The organism is Thermoanaerobacter sp. CM-CNRG TB177 (genome assembly GCF_018588165.1).
Taxonomy (GTDB): domain Bacteria; phylum Bacillota; class Thermoanaerobacteria; order Thermoanaerobacterales; family Thermoanaerobacteraceae; genus Thermoanaerobacter; species Thermoanaerobacter thermocopriae.
On record NZ_JAFCAC010000024.1, the window covers coordinates 1 to 350 of the forward strand.

The 350-nt window shown below is 34.0% G+C and carries 1 protein-coding gene; it reads right to left on the minus strand.

Going from position 1 to position 350, the window contains the following annotated elements; translation table 11 throughout:
- The coding region (locus tag I4N53_RS01550; RefSeq protein ID WP_214495431.1) for an AAA family ATPase at positions 1 to 350 on the minus strand (350 nt) is incomplete at both ends.

Here is a 350-nt window from a genome sequence, read left to right on the forward strand (position 1 = left end):
TCGTATAATTCTTTTAATTCTTCTAGTGATTTTTCTCTTTCTTTTTCCTCTATCCCCACTTCTTCTAGTACCTTCACCACTTCTTCTTCTGTAAATCCCAGCATCTCATTTAAGCTTAAATCCATTGTAACATTTAATGCTATGTTAAATCCACTTGTTAAGTCGTCTAACATTATTGGGGATATCCCTGTTATGAATATCCTGTCTATTACTCTTTTTGTCCCTATCTTCAATGTCTCATAAAAGTCTCTTACAAAACCTGATGCCCTCACTATCTCTCTATAAAATTCACTGTCCCCCATCGCTATTATGTCATTGGCAAAATGGTCATATTCGTCTATTATTAGATA